Annotated in this window: 18 protein-coding genes; 1 reads left to right on the forward strand and 17 read right to left on the reverse strand. The window is 65.2% G+C overall.

Features of this window, described 5'->3' with window-relative positions:
• Positions 1 to 124: 124 nt before the first annotated feature.
• Positions 125 to 1,201, forward strand: a complete 1,077-nt coding sequence (locus tag CAPP_RS05420) for an HNH endonuclease signature motif containing protein (protein ID WP_076598623.1) — start codon at positions 125 to 127, stop codon at positions 1,199 to 1,201.
• 54 nt (positions 1,202 to 1,255) lie between these two features.
• Here CAPP_RS05420 and CAPP_RS05425 read toward each other — a convergent pair whose 3' ends face one another.
• From CAPP_RS05425 to CAPP_RS05505, 17 genes are all read right to left on the reverse strand, one after another.
• Positions 1,256 to 2,380: a trimeric intracellular cation channel family protein gene (locus CAPP_RS05425; protein WP_143313824.1), complete on the reverse strand. Its 1,125-nt coding sequence runs from the start codon at positions 2,378 to 2,380 to the stop codon at positions 1,256 to 1,258.
• A gap of 100 nt (positions 2,381 to 2,480) precedes the next feature.
• The gene (locus CAPP_RS05430) at positions 2,481 to 2,834 is read right to left on the reverse strand and encodes a DUF4259 domain-containing protein (protein WP_076598472.1); all 354 of its coding nucleotides are present in this window, start codon (positions 2,832 to 2,834) and stop codon (positions 2,481 to 2,483) included.
• Between the two features lie 76 nt (positions 2,835 to 2,910).
• Positions 2,911 to 3,504, reverse strand: a complete 594-nt coding sequence (coaE, locus tag CAPP_RS05435) for a dephospho-CoA kinase (protein ID WP_076598473.1) — start codon at positions 3,502 to 3,504, stop codon at positions 2,911 to 2,913.
• A gap of 110 nt (positions 3,505 to 3,614) precedes the next feature.
• Positions 3,615 to 5,396: a choline/carnitine O-acyltransferase gene (locus CAPP_RS05440; protein ID WP_076598474.1), complete on the reverse strand. Its 1,782-nt coding sequence runs from the start codon at positions 5,394 to 5,396 to the stop codon at positions 3,615 to 3,617.
• Positions 5,397 to 5,460: 64 nt separating this feature from the next.
• Complete coding sequence (locus tag CAPP_RS05445) at positions 5,461 to 6,291, reverse strand: ABC transporter ATP-binding protein (RefSeq protein WP_234958712.1); 831 nt, start codon at positions 6,289 to 6,291, stop codon at positions 5,461 to 5,463.
• Between the two features lie 156 nt (positions 6,292 to 6,447).
• Positions 6,448 to 7,233 (reverse strand): meso-2,3-butanediol dehydrogenase, encoded by a 786-nt coding sequence (budC, locus tag CAPP_RS05450; protein WP_076598475.1) that lies wholly within the window; start codon positions 7,231 to 7,233, stop codon positions 6,448 to 6,450.
• 70 nt (positions 7,234 to 7,303) lie between these two features.
• Positions 7,304 to 8,443, reverse strand: a complete 1,140-nt coding sequence (gene metK / locus CAPP_RS05455) for a methionine adenosyltransferase (protein ID WP_076598476.1) — start codon at positions 8,441 to 8,443, stop codon at positions 7,304 to 7,306.
• 85 nt (positions 8,444 to 8,528) lie between these two features.
• Positions 8,529 to 9,977: an MFS transporter gene (locus CAPP_RS05460; protein ID WP_076598477.1), complete on the reverse strand. Its 1,449-nt coding sequence runs from the start codon at positions 9,975 to 9,977 to the stop codon at positions 8,529 to 8,531.
• On the reverse strand, positions 9,974 to 10,537 hold the full coding sequence (locus CAPP_RS05465) for a GNAT family N-acetyltransferase (protein WP_076598478.1): 564 nt from the start codon (positions 10,535 to 10,537) through the stop codon (positions 9,974 to 9,976). The genes CAPP_RS05460 and CAPP_RS05465 overlap by 4 nt, the downstream gene beginning before the upstream one ends.
• Positions 10,537 to 13,569 carry an amidohydrolase family protein gene (locus tag CAPP_RS05470; protein WP_076598479.1) on the reverse strand — a complete coding sequence of 1,011 codons (3,033 nt, stop codon included), beginning with the start codon at positions 13,567 to 13,569 and terminating at the stop codon, positions 10,537 to 10,539. Before CAPP_RS05470 ends, CAPP_RS05465 begins: the two co-directional genes overlap by 1 nt.
• On the reverse strand, positions 13,569 to 15,881 hold the full coding sequence (gene prmC / locus CAPP_RS05475) for a peptide chain release factor N(5)-glutamine methyltransferase (protein WP_076598480.1): 2,313 nt from the start codon (positions 15,879 to 15,881) through the stop codon (positions 13,569 to 13,571). Before prmC ends, CAPP_RS05470 begins: the two co-directional genes overlap by 1 nt.
• An 18-nt stretch (positions 15,882 to 15,899) precedes the next feature.
• Positions 15,900 to 17,135, reverse strand: coding sequence for an aminotransferase class I/II-fold pyridoxal phosphate-dependent enzyme (locus CAPP_RS05480; RefSeq protein WP_076598481.1), 1,236 nt, complete (start codon positions 17,133 to 17,135; stop codon positions 15,900 to 15,902).
• Positions 17,116 to 18,129: a 2-dehydropantoate 2-reductase N-terminal domain-containing protein gene (locus tag CAPP_RS05485; RefSeq protein WP_076598482.1), complete on the reverse strand. Its 1,014-nt coding sequence runs from the start codon at positions 18,127 to 18,129 to the stop codon at positions 17,116 to 17,118. The genes CAPP_RS05480 and CAPP_RS05485 overlap by 20 nt, the downstream gene beginning before the upstream one ends.
• Positions 18,126 to 20,207: an aminodeoxychorismate synthase component I gene (gene pabB / locus CAPP_RS05490; RefSeq protein ID WP_076598483.1), complete on the reverse strand. Its 2,082-nt coding sequence runs from the start codon at positions 20,205 to 20,207 to the stop codon at positions 18,126 to 18,128. Before pabB ends, CAPP_RS05485 begins: the two co-directional genes overlap by 4 nt.
• 7 nt (positions 20,208 to 20,214) lie before the next feature.
• Positions 20,215 to 20,547, reverse strand: a complete 333-nt coding sequence (locus CAPP_RS05495) for a chorismate mutase family protein (RefSeq protein WP_076598484.1) — start codon at positions 20,545 to 20,547, stop codon at positions 20,215 to 20,217.
• A 297-nt stretch (positions 20,548 to 20,844) separates the two neighbouring features.
• A complete protein-coding gene (locus CAPP_RS05500; protein WP_076598485.1) occupies positions 20,845 to 21,837 on the reverse strand; it encodes a helix-turn-helix domain-containing protein in 993 nt (330 codons plus the stop codon).
• Between the two features lie 372 nt (positions 21,838 to 22,209).
• Positions 22,210 to 23,319: an FAD-dependent oxidoreductase gene (locus CAPP_RS05505; RefSeq protein ID WP_076598486.1), complete on the reverse strand. Its 1,110-nt coding sequence runs from the start codon at positions 23,317 to 23,319 to the stop codon at positions 22,210 to 22,212.
• Positions 23,320 to 23,352: the final 33 nt, after the last annotated feature.

The following is a 23,352-nucleotide window of genomic DNA, read 5'->3' on the forward strand; positions in this document are numbered from 1 at the left end:
TTATCGACGCCCCGCGCAACCCTCCCTACTGCTCCCCTGTGGATAAGTCTGTTTGTGGGTGGGTTATCCACAGTTTTTCTGCGGGTTCTTTTTCGGGGTTGTTGTTCTGTTTAGCGTGTGGGGCATGAGCGATTTTGACGCGTTTCTTGGAACTCTTGGTAGCCCGATGGATGTCCTGGCCGGTTTCGACCGTCAGGCTGCTCGTGCTGCCGGCGTCAAGCCCACCACGTATGTCGAGTGGGAAAAGGCTTATGAGGTCTACTTCGGTGCGACCCGGTTTCGCCGCCAGCAAGCCAATGCCGTTCGTGTTGCTAGGCAGACGGGGAAGTCTCTGGATCAGATTCTGTTCATTGAGCAGCAAGTGCGTGCTGTGTCCTCTGACCGGGAGACATGGAAACTCCGCCTGGCGCTGTTGTCGGTGCGCGGCGACTACAAGACGCTGCAGCGCCGCGCCAAAGACATCATCCCCGACCCGGACGCCGACACACCCGCCGCGGAGTCCACGGTGCGGTTTGGCCGGACGAGGAAGGGCAAGCGGACGGTCATCGCCACCGGTGAAGAACGCGATATCGCCGACCTGGAGCACGCCCTGCGGGCAAAGCTCGACCCTGATCGCCCTGAGGGCCCGCAGATGTATGAGGCGTTCGCGGAGCTGCTGCGCGGCGGTGCCGGGGTTGCGGAGTCTGTGCCGCGGCCGTTGATCCAGGTCCCGTTGGCAGAGCACATCAGGATCGTTTCCGGTAACGGCGATGAGACGATCCTGGGGTTGTCGGATGGCACCACCATGACTGGTGCGGAGTATTTGACTCACTATTACTCGAAGGATTTGGAGGTGGCGTTGTTCCACCCGCAGGCGGGTGCGGTGAACCTGTACCACGCGAAGCGGTTCGCCAACGCCAAGCAACGCGACCTGGCGAGGGCGACGTTGACGACGTGTCCGGTGCCGGATTGCCGGCACGCGGCTGATAATTGCGAGGTCCACCACATCACACCGTGGGCCCGCGGTGGGCCGACGAACATGGACAACCTGTCGGTGTTGTGCAGGTACCACAACCGCACCAACGACGACGACCCAGAGCGACACAACCGGGGTCGAATACACATGCGCAACGGCACCCCGACATGGGTCTCCCCGCGCGGAACACCAGTCCCGAACACCACACACCAATACGGTGCCATGCACCTACTGTTCGGACACTAAACACATCAACGGCCGAGGGCGAAGCACGCCCAACGGCCTGTTTGGTGCGCGGATTTAGCCTTCGCGGTCTTTGTAGCGCTCGGCTAGGCGCTCGATGAGCTCATCGGTGAGCTTGGCATCGGAAAGAATGATGTCGAGCATGTCGGCGTGCATCGCTTCAGTTTCGGCGGGGTCGGGCTCAGTGGTCCCGTCATCGTACGAGTCGCCGGCGAGGTCGACGCCGATACCCTCGAAGAGGTTCCCCTCTTCGGTGGGAGTCTCGACTCCGGCTGCGGCGAGCGTCTCGGCATCGATGGCGGGGAACTGGTTGGTGAACTCGGTGAGAAACTCGTCGGCGTCGCTGCGGGCCTCGTCCGGGCGCTTACCCTTGCGGATCTCCGCATCGATGCGCCGTTGCAAGGCTTTCTCCATTTGGCGGTGCCGCCAGGCACGGACGCTTTTGGGCTCGAGTCCGCGGGCTACGGCGCGGGAGCGGTCTTCCGCCTTGCGTGCAAGTGAGGCCACCTGCGTTGCCGTAGCATTCACAGTGGCATTCACAGGCGCGAAATCCGGGTCTTGGCTGACCCGCCAGTTGCCGTAGTAGCCGAAGAGGAACAACACGAAACTAGCGACCGGGCCCAGCACCATCGAAATAGCGAGGTAGCCGGTGGCATTGCCGATTAGCACGATCACCGCGCACACCACCGCCGGAATCACGGCCGGCTGGTTGCCGCCGAACACGGCTGGTTCGCGTCCGGTGACCACGTCGCGGATCATGCTGCCGCCGGTGGCGGTGAACACACCCATCATGATGGTGGGTAGAAGAGGCAGCCCGTACTGGATAGCCTTGGACGCGCCGGTGGCGGCCCACAGGGCTGACACAAGAGCGTCGCCGTGGGACTGAAGAAACTCCCACGCACGGCCCTTGAAATACGTGAACCGGGAGATCAATGCGCCGGTGAACGCCAGGATCAGGTACTCGGGCTGGCTCATGGCGGCGACGGTGCCTTGGTTGATGAGGACGTCGCGGAGCATGCCTCCGCCCAGCGCCGAGAGCATGGCGATGAAGAAGAACCCCACAATGTCGTAGCCGAGCTGGCGCGCGAGGGTGCCGCCGATGATTCCCATCAGAAGAACGCCGGAGACATCCATCCATTGGTAAATAGAGCTGATGAGCGGGTCGACCTGGTCCACGGGCATAACTGGTGATTGTAGAGCTAGCCCCACCAAAAGGCATGTCAGGTACGGCAAACAGCCTGTGCTCGAGGGCGGTTCCGAGGCACAGGGGCCAACCTGAAAGCTACGCCACGTATTTCCTGGTCTCTGCCAGCCAGGTGTCGAGCTCCCCGGCGTCCTCCCACAGGTCGTACAACTCGGAGGTGCCGGGGCGGAGGGCTTGGCTGGCGCGGCGGCGGATCCAGCGGCGGTCGTCGAGGGTGAAAGGGTACCGCAGCGCAGCGGCGAGCGCTTCGGATGGGACATGCCCGTTGAGCACGGCGGCTAAAGCGATGACGGATTCAGCTTCATCGGTGCCGAGCGGTCCCCGGCCACAGTCGAAACGGAACTGGTCCATGCGGAAGGAGCCGTCGGCAAGCGCTGCGACGGCGTCCACTGCGGGGTCGTTGTCGAACGGCCCGATGTCCCACGTTCCCATGGCGGATTACGTTAGGCAACGTAGGTGAATGGGACGTAGCGTGGCTTTAAACGTTGTTCGACTAATGGGAGAAACTTCAGTCCCGGATGCGCGCGACAAGCGCGTCGACCTGCGTTTTCAAGGCCGCAAGGTCGCCATTGTTGTCGATGAGGACATCGGCGGCGGCGTTGCGGGTGTCGTCGTCGAGCTGTTGCGCGATGCGGGCGCGCGCGTCGGCTTCGTCCAGGCCGCGCGACGTGACTAGGCGCCGCACGCGTTCTTCGGCGTCGACATCGACGACGACAGTGAGGTCCATATCGCGGTGCATGCCCAAGTCGACGAGCAGCGGCATGTCATACACGACGGCCGGCTCGCCGGCAGCGTCCGCGTCCGCGAATCGGCGCTCGGACTCCGCGCGGATCGCCGGGTGAGTGATCGAGTTCAGCTTTTCCGTTTGCCGCTTATCGGCGAACGCCCTCCCGGCCAATTTCCCCCTATCCAGCGTGCCGTCCTCCCGGATGATGTCAGCCCCGAACTCCGCCGCGACGTCGTCGAGGACGGGGGAGCCCGGCTCCATGATCTCGCGGGCTATCTGATCGGCGTCGACTACCGCGAAGCCGGCTTCGGCCAGCATCTTCGCCACCGTTGATTTGCCGCTGCCGATTCCGCCGGTCAATCCGATCTTCTTCATGAGCTTTCGCCCTCCTGTGACGTGGTTGATTAGATCCCGTTTTCTCGATGTTGCTGAATGGAATTCGCGTAGGGAATGTCGCTGAGTAGATGTCGCTTAGTAGGTCTCGCTTAGTGGATCCCGCCGCAGAAGTCCCAGAACATTTGCGCGGCCGTGGCGAGATTCGCCCGGAATTCCTCCGGTCGTTCAGCGGTGTCGGTGTTCCAGCAGACGCAGAACTCGGCGTCGTCGGGAAGCGGGGTGTACGAGATGCCGAAGCCTTCCGGCAGGGTCGGTGCGAAGCAGTAGCGGACGATCTGGTTGGGGCCGCCGATGGAGGTCGTGGACAGGAAGTCGCGGCGCACGGCGGTGGCGGCGCGGTCGGAGAAGAAGGCATCCGAGTCATCGATGCGGGCCATCATCTGGATGTGACGGTCGAACCCGTTGCCGGACTTGCAGCGTTTCACCCACCCTCGGTGGGCGTCGAGGGCGGAGGTGAGGTCGTCGGGGGTGGCGGTGCCGTCGATAAGCTTTTCTGCGAAGGCGACCGCTTCCGGCGTGGCGGCGCGCAAGCATTCGGTGCGGCCGGCGCGGAATTCGCGCATGTCGACGGCCTCGTAGACCGCACGCACATGCCCGTACGTCAGCTGCTGCGCGATGTGCATGGTGAGCTGCGCCGAGGCGTCGCGGCTGATCTTGAACGGCAGGTCCGCCGGGATGCTGTGCGGGACCGTGATGATGTCAGTGGCCAGTTTCCCGGCGACTTTCTCGAAGTCGTCGAGGTGCGCGGTGATCGTCTGCTGCGTCGCGTCGTCAAGGTCCCAGACGAGCTCGTCCGGCCCTACGGCGCTGGCGCTGGCTGTGTCGGGCAGCTCCGCGCTCTGCATGCGGGTGATCGCGGTGACGAGCGTGGCGCCGTCCTGGCACGAATGCTCGACGTGCACGGCTGCCCAGTCGCTGTTCAAGCTGACCTGGTAACTCAGCGGCTTGTACACCCACGCGCCGCGCGGGGTGAAGGTCGCCTCGCGGATGCGTTCGCTGTCGCTCTTCGTGGAGGCATCTGCGGCGTCCTGCACGTCGATGGTGAACAGCATGTCGCTGAGGCGCTCGTAGGTGGCGCGGTTGCCACTGTTTTCGAGGATGGTCGGCAACAGGTCGGCGAGAATGCCGGAGCCGAGCAGTGACGGGGCGTTGAAATCGAGGGCAGTGTCACTGGGTGCCGCGGCGAGTTCCAGCACCCGAGCGAGACCGTCGCGCAGAACAGCAGGGGACAGAGGGGTACCCTCGGCATCGCTGACGGGCAGTGCGAACAGACGGCCGTCGACGAAGATGCCGATCTCGCGGTCAGCGGCACCGAGCTGCGTCGCGACGATCCCGTCTTCGCCTTCCTCCGGGTGCCTGATGCCGCCTGCGTACACGAACCACTGGTTCATGGTGATGCGGTTGCCGCGGGCGTCCACATCCTGGGGCAGCGCATCAGCTGCGGCGGCGAGGTGGACGGTGGCCGCGCGGCGGATGAACTCGACGGCGCGGTCCAGGCCGGCTGAGCTGCCGGCCGCGGAATCGGCGTCGAACCCATCGGCGCCCCCAGTCACTGGGAAGGCGATCTGGAACCCAACATTCGATGCCAAGGTCAGGGGGGAGCGGGTGGTGAGGTAGGAGGAATACCATTCGTCGTTAAGCCAATTGGTGCCCGCTGCTTCGCGCTGGGACGCGCGCACGCGCAGTTGCTCGTCGAGGCGTGGACCGGCTCCTGTGCGGAAGCTTTCGACGACCCCGCGGGCGTGCACCAGTTCGCTGCCGTCGAGGACCGCTTCGAGGGCGTGGCTGTACGCGTCGAGCGTGCCGTCGAGCGGCGGGACGGGCAACGGTTTGAGATCCGTCGTTGCGGGGTGGGGAGTGGGGTGTGCCACGGCGTTGTCCTCCTGTTTTCGCCTGCGGATAGACACACCCCACATTACCCACGGGGCCTAGTGGCTATAGCGACGGGATATTCGCCAGCAAGCTGCGCGTGTAGTCGTGCTGAGGGTTGTCGAGAACGTCGTCGACAGGCCCGTCATCCACGATGACGCCCTTGTTGAGCACGGCGACGCGCGTGGCGATGTGCCGGGCGAGAGCGATGTTGTGCGTGACGAACAGCAGTGACAGGCCACGCTCGTAGCGGAGCTCGGCGAGCAGTTGCAGGATCGACGCCTGGACGGACACGTCGAGGGCCGAGGTGATCTCGTCGCACACGAGTACCGACGGCGCGTTGACGAGCGCGCGGCCGATCGCGGCGCGTTGGCGCTCACCGCCGGACAGGTCGCCGGGGCGGCGGTCGTAGAAGCTGCGGTCGAGCTGCACGGCTTCGAGGGTCTCTTCGACGATGGCGCGTTGCTCGTCGCGGGACAGCTCGCCTGCCATGACGAGTGGAACGCTCATTGATTCGCCGATGGTGCGCCTCGGGTTCAGCGATGAGAACGGCGACTGGAAGATGTACTGCACGTCCTTGCGGTGTTCGAGTGTGCGGTCGCGGCTGGAGTGCGCGAGTTCTTTGCCGCGCAGCAGCACGTCGCCGGTGTAGCCGGGGTTGAGGCCGGCGATCGAGCGGGCGAGGGTGGTCTTGCCGGAGCCGGATTCGCCGAGCAACAGCGTGGATTCGCCAGCTTCGATGGCGAGGTTAATGCCGTGCAGGACCTTGTTGTCGCCGTACGCCATTTCGAGGTCGCGGACTTGCAGCAGCGGCGTTTCAGCGGACGCCGCAGGGTCGCCGTGAACCTCGGCCCAGGAGCTGGTCCATAGTGACAGCCTGCGAGGGGAGCGGGCCAATGTGTCTTGAGCGCAGTCACTCAACGCGTATTGAAGTGCGTCTCCGAACCATCATCGATGGGATGGTGAAGATGATGGTCCGTTCGCCAGGCGGGCAGGACCGGGAATTGGGGTCCGCCTTCAGGTCGCGCGGGCCTGAACTCAATGGCGCATGTCTCAATCGGTGATTGAGTCTGAACTGAACACTGGTTGGCCGTTCGAGGCGGTCAACCCGCCGTCGACCGGGAGGTTGACGCCTGTGATGAAGCGAGCATCGTCGCTGGCGAGGAAGGCGATAGCGTTCGCGACTTCCTCGGGTTCACCGGCCCGCCTCAGTGGGATGCGCTCGGTGAACCGTTCGACGAGGGCGGGACTGTCGGTGATGTACTGGGTGAGCTCGGTGCGCACGTAAGTTGGGCACACCGCGTTAACTCGGACTCCGTGTGCACCTTCGTCCAGGGCCAGTGCCCGGGTGAGGTTGGAGACGGCGCCCTTCGTGACGCTGTAGATGCTCATACCCCAGTCCCCACCGATGCCAGCAACAGAGGAGACGTTGACGATCGCTCCTTGCGTCTGGCGCAGGTGCGGCAGGACGTCGCGGCACAGGTGGATGACGGCTTCGGTGTTGATAGCGAACGCTTCTCGCCAGTCGTCCCAGAAGGATTCGTCGAGGATGCTGCCTTCCCACGCGACTCCGGCGTTGTTGACGAGCCCGTCGATCTGCCCGAACGCGTCATCCGCCTGCTTGATGAGATCCGTACAGGTTTCGGGGGCGCTCAGATCACCCGGTACGAGCAGAGTGCGGGCCGTGTCGAGGCTCTCGGCCACAGCCTGGAGCTTCGCGTGGCTTCTACTGGCCAGGACGAGGTTGGCCCCCTCGTGGTGCAGACGGCGGGCGGTGGCGGCGCCGATGCCTCCGCTCGCGCCGGTGATGACGACGGTGCGTCCGTCGAATCGCTTCATGACGTCTCCTTCGGTGGTCGTTCGCCTACTGGACGGCGATGCGCAGGTCGTCGGCGCGGTCGGTGCGCTCTCAGGTGAACTCGGGAAGCTCCCGGCCGAAGTGCCCGTAGGCGGCGGTCTGGGCGTAGATCGGGCGCAGCAACTCAAGATCGCGAATGATCGCTCCGGGGCGTAGGTTGAAGACCTCCCGGACAGCACGCGCGATCGCCTGGTCCTCGACGGTGCCGGTCTCGAACGTTTCGACGTAGAGGCCGACGGGGTTGGCTTTGCCGATGGCGTAGGCGACCTGGACCTCAGCGCGTTCGGCGAGGCCTGCGGCGACGATGTTCTTCGCCACCCACCGCATCGCGTATGCTGCGGACCGGTCGACCTTGGACGGGTCCTTCCCGCGGAAGGCGCCGCCGTGCCGTGCTGCGCCCCCGTAGGTGTCGATGATGATCTTGCGTCCGGTCAACCCTGCGTCGGCCTTCGGGCCACCCATGACGAAGCTGCCGGAGGGGTTCACATGCAATTTCATGCCCGAGAGGTCCAGCCCGGTCTCCTCGACGACGGGGCGGATGACGGCATCGTCGAGAGCGTCACAAAGCTGGTCCTGCGTCATGTCGGGGTGATGTTGGGTGGAGACGACGACGGTGTCGACGGTGCGGGGCGTAGCCCCGTCGTAGCCGAGCGTGACCTGGGTCTTGCCGTCAGGTCGCAGGAACGGCAACTGGCCTGACTTTCGCGCTGTCGTGAGACGCTCGGCCAATCGGTGGGCAGTCCGGATTGCTAGAGGCATCAGTTCGGGGGTCTCGTTCGTGGCGTAGCCGAACATGAGGCCCTGGTCTCCTGCGCCCTGCTGGTCGTGGAGATAGGAGGCGGTGCCGTTGCGGGATTCTTCGGAGCTGCTGACGCCGTCGCCGATCTCGGGAGACTGTTCCCCGATCGACACGGTCACGCCACAGGAGTCGCCGTCGAAACCCATCTCACTGGAGGTGTAGCCGATGCCGTTGATGACGCGGCGGGCGATGGCGGCGATGTCGGCGTATCCGCTGGCGCGGATTTCTCCGGCGACATGGACCAGACCGGTAGTGACGAGCGTTTCCACGGCGGTGCGGGAGTGGGCGTCTTGAGTGATGAGTGTGTCAAGGATGTTGTCGCTGATCTGGTCGCAGATCTTGTCGGGGTGGCCTTCGGTCACCGATTCCGACGTGAAAAGTCGTAGCGTCATGGTTTGTCCTTCTTCTCGGGCGGTATCGCGGTCGGGTGGGCGGTGGGGAGCCCCGAGTGTGGTGCTCCCCACCGCCCGTGATCGCTTAGTGGGGTGCGGCGTTCAGCGTGGGCGTCTTGCGCAGGAGCACGGCCAGTCCGGCCAGGGCGGCGGCGCACGCTCCGATGACGATCAGGAGCACGGCGCGGTAACCGTCGGTGCCGGATGTCGAGAGCGCGGTGATGGTGGTGTAGATGCTGCCGAGCACGGTCACCGAGAGGAGGCTGCCGAATTCGTAGGAGACTTCCTCGACGGCGGAGGCCATGCCTGCGCGTTCGGGGGCGACGTTGGTGATGATCGTCGAGGACGCGACGGTGATCAGCACGCCGATGCCTGTGCCGGCGACGAACAGGCTCAGTCCCAGCCAGGTGATGTGGGTGTTGAGGGTGAGTGTGGCCAGGCCGTATCCGAGACCGGCCAGGACGGCCGCGACCAGCAGCAGCGCTCGCGGCCCGATGCGGGTCAGGAGCGAACCGCTGGCCAGGGAGGTGATCGTCGCGCCGACGGCGATGCAGCCTACGAGCAGCCCGGCCTGTAGGGGCGTGTACCCGGCGGCGGTCTGGAAATAGAGCGAGGTCACTGCCCCTATGCCGGCGAAGACGAAGGTGCTTAGCCCGGCGGCGAGGACACCGGCGGACACGGCGGCGTTACGGAAGATCGTGAAGTCCAGCAGCGGCGTGTCCAGTCGGCGCTGTCGGGTTACGAACAGCGCGAAGCCGGCCAGGGCGGCGACCAGCGAGATCCCGATGATCGTCGCGGACGGCGAGGTGGAGGCGATTTCCTTGATCGCGGCGACCAGCCCTGTCAGGCCCATGAGCGCCCAGATGGAGGAGACCAGGTCCCACGGGACGGCTGATTCTTCGGCGGCTTTCGGGGCGAAGATCGCGGTGAGGATGAACGTCACGATCACGATCGGCACGTTGATCAGGAACACTGACCCCCACCAGAACCACTCGAGCAGGAGCCCGCCGACGAGGGGCCCGAAAGCGATTCCACCGATCGACACGCTCGACCAGACTGCGATGGCGATGTTGCGTTCGCGTTCGTCGTCAAAGGTGATGCGGATGATCGCCAGGGTTGCCGGGAGCATGAGGGCTGCGCCGATGGCGAGCAGTGCGCGGGAGAAGATGAGGATGCCCGGTGTCGGTGAGAACGCCGCGATGAGCGAGGCCAGCCCGAACAGGGCGATCCCGAGGAGGAACACTCGTTTGTGGCCGTAGCGGTCTCCGAGGGTGCCGGTGCCCAGGAGCAGGCCGGTCATGACCAGCGGGTACATGTTGATGATCCACAGGGACTCGCTGGTGCTCGCCCCCAGAGCGTCCTCGAGCACGGGGACGGCGATGTAGAGGATCGAGGTGTCAATCGTGGCCAGCAGGAGGCCGAGGGAAACGGCGGTGAGGACGATCCATCGGCCTCGCTGGGCGCGGGTATCCGCGGGAGCGGGAGTGTCGGCGTCGAAGGTTCCGGGTCGGGTGTTGCCGTTGTCGTGAGTCATTCGGTGTGCTTTCTTTGGTCCCATTCGTTCTTGAGCATGGCGAAGGTGAACTCGTCACCCCATTCGCCCTTGAAGATCTCCAGCTCGCGGAAGTGAGCTTCCTTGCGCAGCCCGAGTCGTTCCATGAGCCGGGCGGAGGCGTCGTTTCTCGGGTCGCATCGCCCGATGATGCGGTGCAGGTTCAGGGTCTCGAATCCCAGTCGGAGCATTTCGACGGCCGCTTCCGAGGCGAGTCCTTTGCCCTGGTATTCGGGGTGGAAGACATATCCGAACTCGCCCTGGGAGTTGTCCCGGCTCAGCAGCGTCAGCAGCACGTAGCCGATGACGGTGCCGTTGTAGTCGACGGCCAGCAGGAGGGTGTCCCCGTCGTTTTCGAGCTTGGTCTGGGTCACCCGCTTGGCCAGTTCCTCGGCGTTGTCCGCGCGCGTGCGGGGCTCGTTGAAGAGGTACCTCGCGACGTCGTCGCGGGATTCGAAGTCGAACATGTCGTCTTCGTCTGCGGGCGTGAATGGTCTGATGATCAGGCGGGAGGTAGTGATGGGCTGATCGAGGTGGAACATTACTTTCTCCTTCTGCAGCACGTGTGTGCGGTCATGGTCAGTGCGACGCTGCCGGTGGCGTCCGACGGGTCGCGGTAGGGGTCGAGCAGGTCCGAGATTCGGTGCCGGTGGCCGTCGACGAACACGTCGCGAATCCTGACGGTATCGGCGATATCGTCCAGGGGGTCGCCGTCAATGATGAGCATGTCGGCATGTGCCCCGACGGTGAGTTGTCCGAGGAGTTCGCTGGCTCCGAGGGCTTTGGCCGCGTTGACCGTTCCGGTGCGCAGCGCGTCCACCGGGGTGAAGCCGTGGCGGACGAGGGCCCGGAGATTGGTGTGAATGCTGACGCCGAGGTCGTCCAAGGGGGCATCGGTACCGAGCACCACGAGGCCGCCGGCTTCGTTCACCGACCGCAACAGGTCCACGTCACCGCGGGTCCATGCCAGGTTGATGGGGTCGGGGTCCGTGGTAGCTTGCTCGGCCTTGTCCTGGAGTCGGCGGTAGTCCCACCAGGGGTAGAGCACCCGGGTGCGTTCATCGTCAACGAGGTCGCGGGAGTCGGCGTGGACTTCCGCTGCGAACAGCAGTGTCGATGACACCCAGAAGTCTCCGCCCGAGAGCAGGGACACGGTGTCGGCCGCGGTGAGTCCTTTCGCGGCGCTGAGGGTGCGGGAATAGCCGAGCCGGTTCCCGCCGCCGGTGTGCTCCATGCCGTGCAGACCCGAGGCGACTGCGGGGTAGACGTAGTGGGAGATCACGGGAATCCCATGGGCGGCGAGCCCGTCGACGAGTCGGCGCTCGAGGGTGACGGGGAGGCGCTGGTAGGACTTCACGCAGCTATAGCCGAGGGCGAGGATGCGTTCGATCTCCCGGTCGACCTGCTCAGCCGAAGTCACGCACCGCATGAACCCGAACGAGCACCGGTTGCCGTCGAGAGGCTCGCCGTTGTTGAGGAACCGCGGGCCGATACCGACGCCGGCGTGGACGGCTTCGCGTGTCTCGCGTGCTTCGTAGGCGAGGTCGCCGGCCGAGCGGCTGGTAGTCACGCCATAGGCCAGCCAGAGGCGGCCTTGCCGGTTTCCCCAGGCCCGGCCTCGCATGTGCCAGTGGTTGTGCATGTCGATCAACCCCGGTATCAGCGTGTACGGGGAGGCGTCGACGTCTGCCGTGTGGGCTTCATCGGCAGGCCGGATATCGGTGATCGTGCCGTCCTCAATCGTGACGTCGACGTTGTGCTGGTAGTCCTTGTCCACCCCGTTCCAGAGTCGTCCGGCGCGCAGCGTGAACCGCTCGGGTCGTGCCTGCCGGGTGTAATCGAGGGACGGCCGTACGTCGGCAGAGGCGGTGAGCAGATGGAACGTGCCCAAAGACAGGAACGCGACCTCTCCCGATGCGGAGCTGGTGACCCCGTCGGCGATCGCGTCGGAGGCGACGGTGGCCTCGGCGGTGACCCGCCCGGACCTGTCGACCGGGGCGCGGTGCAGCCTGCTTTCGCAGACCGCGTAGACTGCGGTGCCATCGGCAGCCCAGACGGGGCCGTCGTGGTTGCGTGTCGCGATCGACAGACCCGGTGAGAATGGTTGGGTGAACGTCTCACCGCTGGCGAGGTCGAGGACGAGCACCTCGTTGAGGCCGCTGTCCGAGCGTGGCGAGGCCGGCTGGTGCACGGCCATCGCGATCTTCTGAGAGTCAGGCGACCACGTCGCCTTTCCCGGTGTCTCGTGCCCGGTCAGCAGTTCGGTGACCGTGCCGGAGGCGAGCTCGAGCCGGTGCGTGCCGCCGGCTTCATCGTGGAACACCACTGATGTACCGTCCGGTGACACCGATGGCAGGAGCGCACCGTTCTTCTCGAATGTCAGCTGCGTGTCCGTGCCGTCGGCAGGGACGTGGCGCCACAAGTTGACGATTCCCTTCCGGTCGCTGGTGTAGATGATCGCGGCCCCGTCGGGTTCCCAGGAGGGATCGGCGTTGAAGTAGCCGTCGTCTGCGACCACGCTGGTGTCGCCGGAGGCATCGGTCAGCCATAAGGCGTTGAGCGCGCGGAAACAGATCCGGTCACCATCCGGGGACAGCGCCGCCCCGGTCAGCCCGAGTGCGGGACCATGCGCCTCCAGATCCAGGCGCGGCTTGATCGCCGCAGGGGCGGCCGCCGCCGACAGAGCGACCTCGAACGGCACGGCAGACGTGCTTGTTCCAGTGAGCGTGCGCCGGCGGATCTCCCCGCTGGTGGCATACATGAACTCCGTGTCCGACAGCCACGCCGCCGGCAGCGGTGCGGGCTCTTCGTCCTCGGGGTCAGTGAGGCGTTGCCCGTCGTGTTCGAGCCACGCCTGCGGGGTGTGCGAGACGACGTAGATCAGCTTGCCCGATGGTGAGTACGACAGTCCCCGGATGGTATGACCCTCCTCGACCGTGTGCAGTGTTTTCGTGCTGCCGGTCGTGATGTGGAGCTGTTCGATGTGAGTGTCGTCGGCGACATAGACGATGTGCTTGCCGCCGGGATGCCACCGCGGTGAGTGGTAGGACCGTTGGTCGTCGGTCCCGATGAGGACATGCCGGTCTCCGCCTCGCACGCCAATACGGCACACGGCACTGGTGCCTCCGGCGTCGGAGATGAACACGATGTCCTTGCCGTTGGGCGAGACGTGCGGGTCCTGGTCGTCCTCGGTTCCCGTGGTCAGACGGGTGACGGCGCCGGTGCGCAGGTCGAGGGCGCACAGATCGTAGGTGCCGTGCCGGAATGACTGGAACACGACGGTGCGCCCGTTCGGGGTCAGGCTCGGCCAGGTGGCGTCTTCGACATCGTCGGTGAGGCGGCGCGCTTGCCCGCCTCCGGCGGGCAGGCGCCACAGCACATTGCCGACGTCGATGATCGTGACGTCGCTGCCGGGATGCGTGCTCAGCGTGATGTTCGTGGCCGTGCTGACGGTGGCACCCGCCCCGCCGGCGTGCGCGCGGGGTGCGAGGGTGCCGGGTTCGAGCAGGGCGGCGGTGGCCGCGACGGCGACGCCGCCTTGGAGGAATCCTCGTCGGCTGATGAGTGCGTCCATCAACTCTCCTTGACCGCGAGGATGTATCGCGGAAGCTTGTCATGGTCCCGGTGACTGGTGATCTGCCCGAAGCCGGCGTCGGTGAGGATCGTGAGGATGTCGTCGAGGGCTGCGTCGTAGTGCTCGAGGGCGAACGTGCCTCCCGGTCGCAGGAGTCGGTGCGCGGTGTGTGCCACGACGCGGGTGAGGTCGAGGCCGTCCGCGCCCGAGTACAGCGCCGTCTTGGGCTGGTAGACCGCCCATTCGCTGGGCATGTGCAGGTCCGTGGGCACATAGGGCGGGTTCGCGGTGACGAGATCCGTCGTGCCGGTCAGGTCATCGGCGAAGCTCTCGCTGCCGATGTCGGCCTGGAGGAACTGGACCCTCCCGGCATCGACGCTCTCCAGACGGTCGGCGTTCTCTTGGGCGCATGCCACGGCGGATTCAGCCACGTCGGCTCCGATCACGCGTGCCTGGGGCAGCCGGGTCGCGACCGCCAGGGCGATGGCTCCGGTCCCGGTGCACAGATCGACGACCATCGGCGTGGGCGTGGAGAGGTTCTCGATCGCGGCATCGACCATGGCCTCGGAGTGCACTCGTGGGATGAACACGTCCGGGCGGACGGTGAGATCGAGTCCGAGAACATGGACGTGCCCGGTCAGGTACTCCAGGGGCTCCCGGTGGCTGCGCCTCGCCACGAGGTTAAGGAACTGCTCGCGTTCGGCCGTATCCGGTGCCGTCGTGTCGTCGGTGGTGCCGAAGGTGTGCTCGGCCAGCGCCTGGGCGTCGGCGGCGGGGGTGGGGACGTTCGCCGCGTGCAGCTGCCGCGTCGCGTTCCGGGTGAGTTCTGCCCGGGTGGGGGCCGGTGCCCGATCCGGTGCGCCGAACTTCTCGCGGGTGGCGTCGTAGTAGTCGCGCAGCCACTGCACCATTTGCGGGTGCAGGCGCGAGGAGGCGACCAGTTCGGGCGGTGGCGTGAAGTCGTCGTCGATCTGATCGGCCCAGTTCTGGTAGATCGGCTGGAGATCGGCTTCGAGGTATTCCTGCCAGTCGGTGGGGATCGTCCAATGGTGCTCGTAGCCGGTGGCGAGCATGTGCTGGACGGTGGTGTCGATGATGCGGGGCCGGCCGCCGGCCCGCTGGACCGGGGCACGTTCGGGGGTGAACAGCGACAGGTCCGCCTCGCCACTGCCACCGGTGAGACGGTCGGCGAACTCCTGGGCGATCAGCGGCGACAGGAACAGGCCGTCGCGGTAGGTGCCGGTGGTCATCCACAGACCCTGGACCGGGGTCTCGCCCAGCAGGGGGAACCCGTCGAGGGAGACAGGCCGGTTGCCGACGTTGATGCGCCGCACACTGCTCGACCAGAGGTTTCGTCGGATCTGACGGTGTGCGCATCCGAGGACGAACTCCAGATCGCGCAGGACCGGTTCGGTCATCACGGTCGGGTTAATGATGTTGGTCGCGCCGACGTAGACCTGCCCCAGGCCTCGCGGGACGACATGGAGGCCGCAGGCGAACGCGCGGTTCGGGGTCCGGATCACGGACTGGGGCTGGGTGCCGTCATGGGTGGTCATCACTGCGGAGACCCCGTAGCCGGCGACCAGGCGCGGGATGGTGGCGCCGAGCCCGGGGACGGAGTCGATGAGCGCCTGGGAGCCCACTCCGGCGGCGAGCACGACCTGGCCAGCTTCGATCACGTCCCCGTTGTCCAGAACCACGGCGCGGATGCGGCCGTGGTCTTCGCGCAGGCTCACGGCCCGTTCGTGGATGAGGGTGCAGCCGCGGGCGGCGGCGGCGCCTTCGAGGCGTGCCAGGAGACGGCCGGAGTCGACGGCGTGCTCGCCGGGGATGTGGATCGCTTCGAGTGGACGGGAGTTCGGGTCGGCGTCGACCCAGCCGATGTCGTCGACGTCGACGGTGTCGAAGGGCTCGTTGTTCTCCTGCAGGGTCTTCTGGATGGCGGAGAAGTTCTCGGTGTCGATCTCGCGGGTACCGACGGTGTTAAGGATGACCGTGGTGCCCGAGGCGGTGAACAGGTCGGTGCCATCCAGGGGTGAGTGGTCGGAGATCTTCTCGACCCAGTCGGGCCAGAGCTCTTTGGCTTTCAGGTCGAGGGCGAACTTCGTCCGTCCTGGATCGTCGCTGATGAGGTCGGCGGTGACCTCACCGAAGCAGCCGAGCATGGCACCTGCGGCGGTCGATGCCGCGTACTGCCGGTTCTCGGGGCCGATCAGCGCGACGGTGAGGCCGCGGTCGGCGAGTTCGACGGCGAGGGAGCTGCCGATGGCTCCGTTGCCGACGACGATGGCATCGAATGTCTGTGTGGTCATGGGGGTTCTCCTGGTGAGTTAGGGGGTGTCGGTGACAAGGGCGGCGAGGTGGTCGATCTGGGCCGGGCTATGCCGTGCCGACAGCGCGAATCTCAGCAGCCCGGTGCCGTGGGCGACGATGGGGTAGAACACGGGGAAGCAGAGAACGCCGGCGTCCTTCAACGCGATGGCGGCCTCGAGGGTGGCCTGTTCACTGTCGAAGGTGATGCCCCGGATCGGAGACCGTGAGCCGGCGTTGACGCCCTGGTGGCCTGTGGCGTTGTCGAAGTGGGCGACGTTGTCCCACAGGGTGGCCTGGAGCTTCTCGACCGACCCGTCCAGATGCATACGCGCGGATTCGGCGTTGACGGCGGTGTGGGGTGCCATGTTGGCGTGTCCGAATACGAGGGGGTTGGCCTCGCGGCGGATGACCGTGGCGTCGGCGTCGGTGTCGACGAGGGCGAATCCGCCGGAGCCGCCGAAGGCCTTGGAGAGGGACCCGACGAGGAGGACTTCGCCGATGATGTTCCCGGCCAGGGCGGTGTAGGCGTATCCCGTTCCGAGGCGTCCGTCGATCGAGGTGCCGTGCGCGTCGTCGATGTAGACGTACCCGCCGTGTTCCGCGGCCAGGCGTGCCAGGGTGGCAACGTCAATGAGGCCTCCCATCGATCCCACACCATCGACGAGAATGATCGGGCTGCGGGAAGCGTTCTTCGCTTCCACCAGCAAGGGGTCCAGAGTGCTCAGATCCGTGCTGTCGAAGCGGTTGGTCGGCCCGATCTGGTCGAGGATGCCGCGCAGGCTCTGCATGGACGCGTGCGCGGTGCGGTCGAAGAGGAACTCCGGGCCGCTGCTGGCGATCGGGTAGCTCGGAAGCAGCCCGGTGCCCAGCAGCGGCAGCACGCCCAGGTGCACGCTGCTGACGGAGTTGAACACGATGGCACGGGATCCGCCGTACATCGTCGTTAGCGCTTCCTCGAGGTCGTCGAGGTCGGTGGTGTGCATGCTGTTGCGCGAGGCCGATAGGTGCACTCCGACCTTCCGGATGGAGTTCTGGGCGGCGTGGACCAGGCGTGGGTGGGATTCGAGTCCGAGGTAGGAGCAGGAGACGAACTCGGTGTAGGTCTTGCCGTCGTCGAGGATGACGCCGTCTGACGTGCGCTCGCGCACACTGTGGTTTGTGATTCCCGCCTGGGCGGCCTGGTCGTACATGTCGGTCGTCCAGGCGGAGCGTCGTTCGTAGACGTTCTTCCGGCTAGTGGTCGTCGTGGACATTGGGATTCTCCTTCGAAGATGGTGTGGCCGGGGTTTGGTCATCGGAGGCCGCCGGCCGCTGCGCGGTCGTGTCGATGGTGTGGCTGAGGGCGGTCTGAGCGAGGTCGGTGAGCGAGGCGAGGCGGGTGTTGAACCAGGACTGGTTCTCCGCCAGGGACTGGGCGAAGGATGCCGACGAGTCCTGTGCGATGTCGTCGTCGAGTCGAGCCAGTGCGTTGGCCAGGGTGTCGCGCGCCGGGCGCTGGCCGGGGGCTGCGCCTTGGATGTCCCAGTAGGTCTCGGGTGAGCCTGATGTCACGCGTGCGGCCAGGGCCATTAGCAGGCGGGTCGGTGGGGGCGCGAACTCCAGGCAGCGGTCGATGTCGGTGACGATGTGCGGCAGGCTGGTTGCGAAGGCCAGGAGCGCACTGTGGGTGAGGGCTTGAACGGGCACGAGCTCGTCGTCGTGCTCGCGCGCGCTCAGGGAGACGACCCGGGCGCCGGCGTCCTCGATGCAGGACAGGACGTCGGTGACTGTGGGATGTGTGATGGGGTCGACGACGGCTATGCGGTTGCCGCGGGGTCCGAGCCCGGGATGGAAAAGCGGGTTGATGCTCAGCATCGCGTGCTCCGGTACTGCCGCTGCCAGGTGGGCACGGAGCCGGTCCTTGCGGGAGAGCGTCTCGACGAGGAGTGCGTCAGCGGGCAGGAGCGGGGCGAGTGCTTCCAGTGTCTCGAGGGCGGACTCCTCGGGCACAGCGAGGACGACCAGCGAGCAGCCCGTGAGTGTCTCGGCTGTGGTCGGTGTCGGCTGGCGGGCGTCGACTTCGAGATACTGCTCCAGAGTATTGAGCGCTTCGGCGTCGTCGAAACTGACACGGGGTCGCCTGTCGAGGGCGTGGATGTGCCAGCCGTGTGGGGCGAGGATGCTCGCGATCATCTGGCCGACGGGCCCGAAACCGACGATGGCGGCTTGTTTCGACCGCGATGCGGGCGGGCTGGGTGTCGTGCTCATGCGTTGGTAACTTTCGATTCGAGGGCGGTGAGAAGGGCGCTGGCTTTCACGAGGGTTTCCTCGAATTCGTCGAGGGGATCCGATTGGGCGACGATCGCTCCGCCGACTCCGAACGTGGTGGAGGTGTGATCGGAGACGAGGGTGCGGATGGTGATGCTCAGGTCGGCTGCGCCGCTGAGGGAGAACCAGCCGATGGCTCCGGAGTAGAAGCCGCGTGCTCGGTGTTCGAGGCTGCTGATGATCTCCATCGTGCGGATCTTGGGAGCGCCGGTCATGGAGCCGCCGGGGAAGGTGGCTTGCACGCAGTCCACGGCGGTTAGCTCCGGCCGCAGAGTGCCGGTGATGGTGCTGACGAGCTGGTGGACATGGGAGAAGGTCTCGACGGTGAAGATGTCGTCGGCGCGGACGCTGCCGACTGTGCAGACGCGGTTGAGGTCGTTGCGGAGCAGGTCGACGATCATCAGGTTTTCGGCGCGGTCCTTCCCGTTGGTGGATAGGTCTTTGCGCAGTTTCTGGTCATCACCCGGGGTGGTTCCCCGGGGGCGGGTGCCTTTAATGGGTTTCGCTTCGACCTGGTGGTCGACGCCGACGCGGAGGAATCGTTCGGGTGAGGCGCTGAGGATGGCGAGGTCCCCGAGTCGCAGGAAGGCGCCGAACGGTACCGGGCTCGTCTGCCGTAGCGCGCGGTAGGCGGCATACGCATCGGCGATCGGTCCGGCTTCGGCCATGTTCGTCAGGCAGATCTCATAGGATTCGCCGTCGCGGATCTTTTCCAGGCACGTCTGGATGCTCGCCAGGTAGGAGGCACGGTTCTGGTCGAGCTCGAACTCGAGGGCGGCCGGCTCCGTCAGGATCGGGACGTTCGCGGCCTCCGACCGGCGGTCGTCAGCTTCGGTGACGGCTTCACGGACGGTGGCAGATGTCTGTGACAGCCAGTCAGCGGCAGCCGTCCACGTGGTTGGTTGGCTGTCGTCGACGAGGGTGAGCAGGTAGGTGTAGCACTCGCGATGGTCGATGACGATGGCGCGGTCGGCGAAGATCAGTGCCGCATCCGGGTGGGGTGAGCGATGGGCGGGTGTTCCGACGGTCTCGTCTTTGAGCTCGTAGCCGAGAGCGCCGACGTAGCCGAGATTGAAGTCGAACGGAAGCTCCTCGACTGCGGGGACCGCGCGCTCGTGTAGCTGGGCTCGGAGGTAGGTATAGAAGTCCTGGTTGACGATGCGTTCACCGTCGTTGCCGCGAACGCGCCACTGTCTGGAGATGACGTCGTACTGCAGCACCTCGGCCAGCGGTCCGGTGGCATCGCCCATGATCGTCAGGCGTTTGGAGACCGGATCCGTGGTCGAGCTATCGAGCCAGAAGCTGGTCTCACGAGCAGAGTAGAGGCTTTCGAACAGGCGTTGCGCGTCAGGTTCGCCGTTGATTCGCTGCCATTCCACGCGCAGACGCCGGTGGTACTGGGGATGCCGGACTTGGGCGAGGTGATCAGTCGTCGCGGTTCGCGGGTGCGTGTGCACGAGCGCCTGGAAGTTCATCAGCATCGCTTCGCCCCACTCGGTCAGCGCCGACTCGGGGTGGAATTGGATGCCCCAGTACGGTCGGGTCCTGTGCCGGACCGCCATGACTACGCCGTCTGGGGTCCACGCGGTCGGTTCGACGTCGGCGGGCAGATCGGTGACTGCCAGGGAGTGGTAGCGCACCGCTCGGAACCCCTGGGGCACGCCGTGGAAGAGGTCAGCGTCGTAGTGGTGCACGCTCGTGACCCTGCCGTGCATGGGCTCGGGCGCCAGATCGACGGTCGCGCCCGAGGCGAATGAGAGTGCCTGATGGCCGAGGCATACGCCCAGCACGGGCAACCGGTTCTGGTCGAAAGCTTGCTGCGAGATTCCCAGGTCCCCGGACCGTTGGGGGCGGCCCGGGCCGGGTGAGACGATGATGCCGTCGAAGTCGTCGAGGGCGATGTCGGCCCAGTTGGCGTCGTTGGTGATGACGACTGGTTCAGTTCCGAACACGCGGTGGGCGAGATCGCGGAGGTTGTAGGTGAACGAATCGAAGTTGTCGATCAGGAGGGTTCTCATCGGGGTGCTACCTCGACGCAGCGCTGTCGCTGGGCGCGGGAGCCTCATCGATGATGAGGTCTTCGACGCGGCAGGTCTCGGTGATGATCACCTCGTATAGGCTGCGTAGGAACTCCGTGCTGATGCCGTGCTCCTGGCCGAAGGCTTCGGCCCTCTGGTGGACGACACCCACCCGGCCTGGCTGCATCATGGGGATGTCGTGCTCTCGTTTGAGCTGTGCGATGCTCACGCAACACTCGATGCGACGACGCAGGATGTCCAGGAGCTGCGCGTCGAGCGCGTCCAGTTCATCGCGTCGGTCGCCGAGAATGACGTCCGGGTCTGTCGCTTTGGTGTCCATGGTGTGCTCCTGCCGTGTCAGAGGTCTCGCGGCGGGATCGGGCAGGGTCTGCCGCGGTCCTTGTGCCGCTTGTTCCTTACGCTACGAAAGGCGGGGAGCCTTCGGCTTGTCATCATGTGCCAGGGACTTGACATCAGGAGTACTGCGCTCATTGAGCATGGAGGCGCCGGTCCTTATCGGGCAATCACGATCAATTCAAGACCGACCTCGTGGCAATCATCGTGCTTCATGAGCATGTGATTTTGAGGACCGGATAGGTGTGATTCCTCTCGAAAGGAATGGCACGGGCCTGATGGATCAATCCTCTGAGAGGAAGGTTGTCCGGTAGTCGCGGGGTGGCATTTCGAAACGCGCGCGGAATGCTCGGGAGAAGGCGCTGGGGTCGGGGAAGCCCCAGTTCGCGCCGATCTTACTTACGGGTATGTGCCGATAGGCGGGATCGATCAGTTGCCGGCTCGCGCTGTCAAGTCGGCGGTTGCGTATCCATTCGCCCAGCGTGGCGTCCTCTTTCTCGAACAGGCGGTGGAGGTAGCGCAGGGAGATGTGATGCGCATCGGCGACGAGTTGCACGGTCAGGTCTGAACGGGAGAGGTTCTTCTCGACGAACCGGTAGATCGACTCCAGAAGCCCGGCTGTATATATTTCCGGCGGCCGTTCTGTGCTGCCTTGCGCTTCCAGAAGCGCGACCGAAAGTACATCGATGAAGGCGCTGGATAGACGGGCGGAGGACGTGGCGCTGAGCCATCCAGTCTCTAGGTTGGAGGCGAGGCCGACCACCATGGACGACAAGAGCTGTCCTGTGCCGGTTTGTCCATCGATGTGGAGGGCGGTGATGTCGCGCAGATGCGGTACCTTCTCGACGAGGAGGCTTCGGGACATGGACGCGGTGACGGCGCGAGCTGAGGAATCCGGTGGGCAGTACAGGGTCGACGGGATGGAATCGTCGAGTACGCTAAAGTCTCCCGGGCGCTCGATCGTCGACTCCCTGTCGTTCTGGGTGAGCCCGATCTTCCCTCCGCCGAGGTGCAGCTGGAGAAGGAAGTCGTCAGTTTCCTCTTGGCGGACGTGCCGGGAAGTGCGGGTGATCTCGTAGCCGCTGCTGGCCTGGTACTCCGCGAGCGAGAAGGTCACCGGTCCGAGGTGGCCGGTGACCATGCGTCCGTAGAACGTCTCGTCGGTGTTGCTCACGCGGACCGCACAGCGGGCGAAGGACCCGGTGACAACGTCCTGCCAGTACTCGATTCGGCGGTAGAAGGCCACGTCGTCCGTGCTGAAGCTCTCGACCTGCACGTCTGGACCTCCTCTTCGACATGACTACAAGATCACAAAGCCAGTCATCTCATCGTATCCAACGGCACCGCTCCCGGGCGGTGACGTCGTTGCATCTCACACGTCTTCTATCGCCTAAGAGTTCCGCAATACATCTGCCTATCTAGTGACGGCAGACGCCGATACTGATTGCGCCCGCTGGCGGCGTAGAAGCATTCGCCAACGGCTTCTGATCAAGCCTAGGTATGCTGGCTCTTGATCGCCATAACACCCTCATTTGCGGGTGGAGGAATGCCGTTGAGTTAGTTGCATTCCCCACGTTTGCTGCTCATTATCGATGGTCCTCCAGTGCAGTGAGCGTGAGTGCCCACCGCCTGACGGGCGAACATTGGCTCACCTTTCGATATGGCAACGAAGGCGACGGTCATTGCGGACGAGTTCTTGCGCTGCGGGAAGACGCTCGTGTTCATATTCGCTCAGGACGGCAAGGACACCACGCTCCCTAACACTGCGCATGTGCCAGCTGAGCGCGTCGATGTCTTCAAGGGACACGGAGATTCCCCTACCCGAGAGCGGGGTCGTGGCGTGGACTGCCTCACCTATCAGTACCATTCGCCCGTTCGCGAGTTTCACGGGCAAGTAATCAAGGACAGCAATCCCGCCGACTCGTTGCTCCCGGATCGACGTGGCGATCGCTGCCTGCCATAACGGTGGCCACCGTCGCTCGGCTTCGCTGATCAGCTGTTCCCGCAGGGCGTCGTCAACGCTCTCGGGCGTCAGTGCGTCTCGATCGGAGCAACCATACGGCACTCGCGGCCCTGGAAAGAGTCCGTCAACGGAGCCGTACCATGTCCAGCCGAGACCCCATCCGATAGCGCCCGGCTCGGTGAAGGGATCGTCGAGTGGGAACCCGAGGAGAACCTGATGGCCCCGATCCATGAGTTCGAGCCCGCTCGGGCGAGTACCGACATGCAGCCGATCTGCCTCTGTCGCTGTCCCGTACCAGACGCCGTACCCGGTCGATGCCGCGTCGGGGTAGTCAGGAGCGACTGCACGACGCACCAGACTTCGAGGACCGTCGGCACCGACGAGCATCGATGCCCGCAACGTGGCTCCTGAATCCGTGACAGCCCACACCGTGTCGGCATCCTGGCCTACCTCGACGACCTGCGTCTCGTGTAGCAGGGTCAGGTTCGGCTGGTACTCGGCTGTGAAAGCCAGCCGCTCGTGCACGTCTGTCCACAACGCGGCATGCTCTTCGTCACGCTTGGGTCTGGCGGCAGGGGCTACCGCGTCCTGGTGAGTCGCATTGTCTTCGCTGATGACGCCGCGGAGCCTGTCGTCGTCGAGGCGAACGGCGCCGACGGCTTGGCGAGTCCGACGAGCGCGCTCGAGAACCGTGACGTGATGACCCGACCGAGCGAACGTAATCGCTGCTGACAATCCGACGAGCGAGCCGCCCACAATCATGATGTCTGACCCTGCTCCGTGAGCGAGGTTCATTTGCTACCTCCATCCACGTTCAGCCAATCTCAA

The organism is Corynebacterium appendicis CIP 107643 (assembly GCF_030408415.1).
In the GTDB taxonomy this organism is placed as follows: Bacteria; Actinomycetota; Actinomycetes; order Mycobacteriales; family Mycobacteriaceae; genus Corynebacterium; species Corynebacterium appendicis.